General features: G+C 34.2%; 5 protein-coding genes and 1 riboswitch. Of the genes, 4 read left to right on the top strand and 1 reads right to left on the bottom strand.

From position 1 onward, the window contains the following. Positions 1-115: 115 nt before the first annotated feature. A riboswitch (cobalamin riboswitch) is annotated at positions 116-303 on the top strand. 168 nt (positions 304-471) lie between these two features. From L21TH_RS11865 to L21TH_RS11880, 4 genes are read left to right on the top strand one after another with little or no spacing between them, the layout of a single operon-like run. Next, positions 472-1650 (top strand): aspartate-alanine antiporter-like transporter, encoded by a 1179-nt coding sequence (locus tag L21TH_RS11865; protein ID WP_006316781.1) that lies wholly within the window; start codon positions 472-474, stop codon positions 1648-1650. Between the two features lie 16 nt (positions 1651-1666). After that, positions 1667-2827: an ADP-forming succinate--CoA ligase subunit beta gene (gene sucC / locus L21TH_RS11870; protein ID WP_006316795.1), complete on the top strand. Its 1161-nt coding sequence runs from the start codon at positions 1667-1669 to the stop codon at positions 2825-2827. A gap of 17 nt (positions 2828-2844) precedes the next feature. After that, positions 2845-3747 carry a succinate--CoA ligase subunit alpha gene (gene sucD, locus L21TH_RS11875; RefSeq protein ID WP_006316797.1) on the top strand — a complete coding sequence of 301 codons (903 nt, stop codon included), beginning with the start codon at positions 2845-2847 and terminating at the stop codon, positions 3745-3747. Further along, positions 3737-4585: a YitT family protein gene (locus tag L21TH_RS11880; protein ID WP_034430079.1), complete on the top strand. Its 849-nt coding sequence runs from the start codon at positions 3737-3739 to the stop codon at positions 4583-4585. Before sucD ends, L21TH_RS11880 begins: the two co-directional genes overlap by 11 nt. A gap of 167 nt (positions 4586-4752) precedes the next feature. On the opposite strand, the gene L21TH_RS11885 is transcribed toward L21TH_RS11880, so the two are convergent. Beyond that, entirely contained in the window at positions 4753-5370 is a 618-nt protein-coding gene (locus tag L21TH_RS11885; RefSeq protein WP_205617992.1) for an IS30 family transposase, read from the bottom strand. Positions 5371-5434 lie beyond the last annotated feature (64 nt).

The following is a 5434-nucleotide window of genomic DNA, read 5'->3' on the forward strand; positions in this document are numbered from 1 at the left end:
AAATTATTGGATGATTAATTTTGAAAAAGAAAAATTGCCAACTATTACTTGACAGTAACGATTTATTATCTTTCGTTGACATTTTGATGTAATGATGATATATTTTATATTGTAATTGAATATAGAGGCTGTTGGTGCAACTCATATTATGGGGTTGCTTAATAGGGAAGTTTGGTGAAATTCCAACACGGTCCCGCCACTGTAATGGATAGAATCTTACTTATACCACTGTATTGGTAGTATGGGAAGGTGTAAGATTTGTTATTCCTTAGTCAGGAGACCTGCCAATGGGAACAATGCCGTTTTATTACTCACGAGGATGAGGAGGTGTTATTTGATAGTAGAATATTTGATACATTCTACTGTATATTAATAATGCCCTTTCTATGTATAGAAAGGCTCTTTGTTATGAAATAACTCATGTGTAAAACTCGGCAGATATGCTGAGTTTTTTTATTGGAGGTATGACATTTGAACATTACAGACTTTATTTCAAATCCCCTTTTACTTATGTTTTCCAGTATATTTTTAGGACAACTAATTGGAAGGTTACACTACAAAAATATTAAGCTAGGAAGCTCTGGAGGACTGTTTGTTGGTATTGTGATAAGTTACTTGGTCACTAAATATCTACAGATGGAAGCTAAGGATTCTATAATGTTAAGTAAGCCCTTTATCCCAAAGGAAGTATTTAAGCTAAGTCTCATAGGCTTTATAGCATCAGTAGGATTATTAGCATCAAAAAATATCAGAGAGACAATCAAAAAAAATGGGTATAGATTCATGGTTTTGGCCTTAGCTATAACCTCAACAGGAGCATTGTCTACATGGTTTTTCATCAATGTATTATTTAATGATTTAAAAATTAGCATCATTGGAACATATGTAGGTGCTTTAACCAGTTCACCAGGATTAGCTACTGCTATTGAGTCTGCTAAAGAACTAGCAGGAAATGCAGAGGCAATGATTGGCTTAGGCTATTCAATATCCTATATACCTGGAGTTGCCATTGTAATAATTTTTGTACAGCTATTAGGGAAACATCAAAAAAATCATATAACCGTAGGAAAATTACATGGTAAAAAAGAGGTTGCTAATTCTAACGAAATAAACTTCAACATAGTTTCATTTTGTTTTGTATGTTTATTAGGAATTATCATTGGAAAAATAAATATTTATTTAGGAAGCTATTTAGGATATTTCTCATTAGGATCAACAGGAGGAGTACTTATAAGTGCCCTAATCCTGGGGGATATCAAGAAAATAAGTTTTCTAAACTTTAATATGAATAAAGGGCAGCTAGGCGTAGTAAGGGATATATCATTAAATATGTTTCTTTCCATTGTAGGACTGAACTATGGATATAATGCATTGAATCTTATAAAGACATCTGGAGCTCAATTATTGGTAGTAGGTGGTTTTACAGCTGTTATTAGCATCTTATTTGGATATTTAGTTGGCAAGAAAATACTAAAACTAAGCAATATATATCTAGTAGGAGGAATATGTGGTGGGATGACCAGTACACCTGGATTAGCAGCTTCTATAGAAGCCTTTGATAGCGATGATGTTACAGTAGGATACGGAGCAACATATCCCTTTGCATTGTTTTTTATGATTTTATTTACAAGTATTTTGTTCAAAATATAAGATTGGAGGGCTATAAATGAATATACATGAATACCAAGCTAAAGAATTATTGAAAAGCTACAATATACCAGTACCTAAAGGAGAAGTTATAACAAAGATAGAGGATGCCGAGAAGGCAGCTTGGAAAATTGAAAGTAATATAGCAGTTGTAAAGGCTCAAATTCATGCTGGAGGCAGGGGAAAAGCAGGAGGAGTGAAGATTGCAAAAAGCATAGACGAAATTAGAGATTTTTCAGAAGAACTATTAGGAAAAAACTTAGTAACCCATCAAACTGGGCCCCAGGGAAAGGAAATTAAAACCCTTTTAATAGAAGAGGGGTGTAATATAGAAAAGGAGTACTATTTAGCAATTACCTTGGATAGAGAAACTTCAAGGGTGACAATGATAGCCTCTGAGGAAGGTGGAACTGATATTGAGGAAGTTGCCGCTAAAAGTCCTGAAAAAATATTCAAGGAAGTTATCGACCCAGTGGTAGGATTGGCTGAATTTCAAGCACGAAGACTATGCTTTAATATCAATATACCGTCAAATGTAATTAGTGATACTGTAAAGATAATGATGAATCTATATAAATGCTTTATGGAAAAGGATTGCACTCTAACAGAAATCAATCCTTTAGTAGTGACAGCAGAGGAAAAAGTGATTGCACTAGATGCTAAATTAAATTTCGATGAAAACAGTTTATATAGAAATAAAGATATATTGGAATACAGAGACCTAGATGAAGAGGATGAAAAGGAAGTAGAAGCATCTGAGCATGGATTATCGTATATCTCCCTAGATGGAAATATTGGTTGCATGGTAAACGGCGCAGGTTTAGCAATGGCTACCATGGATATCATAAAATATTATGGTGGAGAACCGGCTAATTTCCTAGATGTTGGCGGTGGAGCATCGGAAGAAAAGGTCACCAATGCATTTAAGATAATCTTGTCTGATGATAGAGTTAAGGGGATATTTGTAAATATATTCGGTGGCATAATGAAATGTGATGTAATTGCTAGTGGAATAGTTAAAGCTGCAAAGGAAGTAAATTTAAGGGTTCCTTTAGTGGTACGTTTAGAGGGTACAAACGTTTCTTTAGGTAAAGAAATTCTTGACAGTTCTGATATAAACATAGTAACAGCCAAATCTATGGATGAAGGTGCTAAAAAAGTAGTAGAGTTAATTAAATAGAAAGGTGGGGACAAAAAATGAGTATTTGGGTAGATAAAAATACAAAATTGATAGTACAAGGTATAACTGGGAAAACAGCCCAATATCATACAAGGCAAATGCTAGAATATGGTACTAAGATAGTTGCAGGTGTTACCCCGGGGAAAGGTGGTACGGAAGTTGAAGGGGTTCCAGTATTTGATACTATACAACAGGCTGTTGTTCAAACTAAAGCTACAGCTTCTGTTATATATGTGCCGGCTAGATTTGCAGCAGATGCAATTTTAGAAGCAGTAGATGCTGGTTTAGATATGGTTATATGCATAACAGAACATATTCCAATAAATGATATGGTAAAAGTCAAAAGATATATGGAAGGGAAGAAGACTCGATTAATTGGGCCTAATTGTCCTGGAATTATAACCCCCGATGAATGTAAAATTGGTATTATGCCTGGATATATACACAAAAAAGGTAGAATAGGAGTGGTATCCCGTTCCGGTACTTTAACATATGAAGCAGTTCATCAATTAACTGAGAAGGGAATAGGTCAATCTACAGCTGTTGGAATTGGAGGAGATCCTGTTAATGGCACAGATTTTATAGATGTATTAAAAGCATTTAATGAGGATGAGAATACCGATGCAGTCGTTATGATTGGTGAAATAGGTGGAACAGCTGAAGAAAAAGCAGCCCTATGGATTAAAGAAAATATGAAAAAGCCAGTAGTTGGATTCATAGGAGGTCAAACGGCTCCTAAAGGAAAACGAATGGGTCATGCAGGAGCTATCATATCTGGCGGAAAAGGAACAGCTGATGAAAAAATAAAAACTATGAAAAATTGTGGAATTTCTGTGGCAGAGAACCCTGCAGTTATGGGAGAAACTTTGGTGAAAGCTCTAAAGGATAATAATTTGTGGAGAAATGAGTATGAGGATTAATATTAAGAGATTTATTTTTATTAATATAGGAATATTAATTATGGCAGTAGGACTATACTATTTTTTAATTCCTGCCAATCTTGCAGTAGGTGGTGTTACAGGATTAGCCATGGTTATAAACAAAGTTTTTCCTATTATCCCAATAGGGATCATAATGACTATATCCAATATTATTCTTTTCGCCCTTGCCTTTCTAATAATAGGTAAGGAGTTCGGCGGATATACAATATACTCGAGCTTTCTTTTGTCTGGGATGATATATTTGTTCGAAATCATAAGCCCGATGGATAAGCCAATAATAGATGATATAATGATAAATTTAATCTATGGGATTATAATCAAAGGAATTGGTATGGCCATAATTTTTTATCAAAACTCTTCAACAGGTGGAACAGATATTATAGCAAAGATTATAAATAAGTTCACCCATTTAGATATAGGAAAGGCATTGCTTTCAGCCGATTTTATTATTACTATATTTGCAGGACTAACCTTTGGCGCTAAGCTTGGACTATATGCTCTATTAGGAGTTATTATCAATGCTTATGTAATAGATAATGTTATCGCAGGATTTAGTAAAAAAATGAATATTATGATTATAAGTGATAAAAAAGAAGAAATAAACCAGTATATAATCAAGACCATAAGTAGAGGAACTACTCTATATCACGGTGATGGTGGATTTTCAAATAAAGAGAAAACTATAATAAATACTGTCGTATCTAGAAAGCAATATATAAAAATTAAGCATTACGTTCAAAATATTGATCCAGATGCTTTTATAACAGTAGGGTTTGTCCATGAAGTATTAGGGGAAGGGTTTAATTTTAGTAATTAGGTTAAGTGAAATAAAAGATGCCTACCTGCAAGACGTGTAAATCTTGTAGGTAGGCATTTTCATAAACTAATATTTATCCTGAATTATTCATGGAATCCGTAAAAATTAAATTAGCTAAATTGCAATAACAAATTGAACTAATTTCTTAACTGTAATATTATGGAAATTTAATTGTATAGTAGTAACCTAAGTTCATCTTCAAAAGCTTCATTAGGTGTGAGGTAGTTTAGTATTTTACGCGGTAGCGTGTTACACCATTCTTGAACACCTGTTATAGCATAAGTAGAGTACTGACTAATAGATTCCCCTTTGGGGATAAAGCGTCTTATTAAGCCATTGTGGCGTTCATTAGTCCCACGTTCACTAGAACTATAGGGATGTGCAAAATATATTTTACTACCACCTACTTGTTCAAAAGAAGATAGTTCAGCGAACTCACTACCATTGTCTGCTGTGATGCTCTTAAAGACCTTGGAGAAATGCTCCCCAGCTTCATTTGCTAAGGTTATAAGAGCGCTGTTAACGTCTGTTGCTGTTTTGCCGGGAATTCTGCGTATAATCTCTTTGCGGGTTTTACGCTCGGTCATAGTCAATAAAACAGAATCAGATTTATCCTTCTTACCGATTACTGTATCAATTTCCCAATGACCAAATTCACTACGATCATTAATGTGTTCTGGTCGCTCATCGATGCTGGTTCCAAGGAGCTTTTTATGAGCTCTAATGCGACTTCTTTTGGTGGAACGTGTTAACTTTAGGGGTAAGTCTATGTTAGCTATTGCTATAAGGTGGACTTATGTCAATATTTTAGACACAAAAAATCGAACATTTTTGTGATTTTAAATAGTA

Source organism: Caldisalinibacter kiritimatiensis (assembly GCF_000387765.1).
Taxonomy (GTDB): domain Bacteria; phylum Bacillota; class Clostridia; order Tissierellales; family Caldisalinibacteraceae; genus Caldisalinibacter; species Caldisalinibacter kiritimatiensis.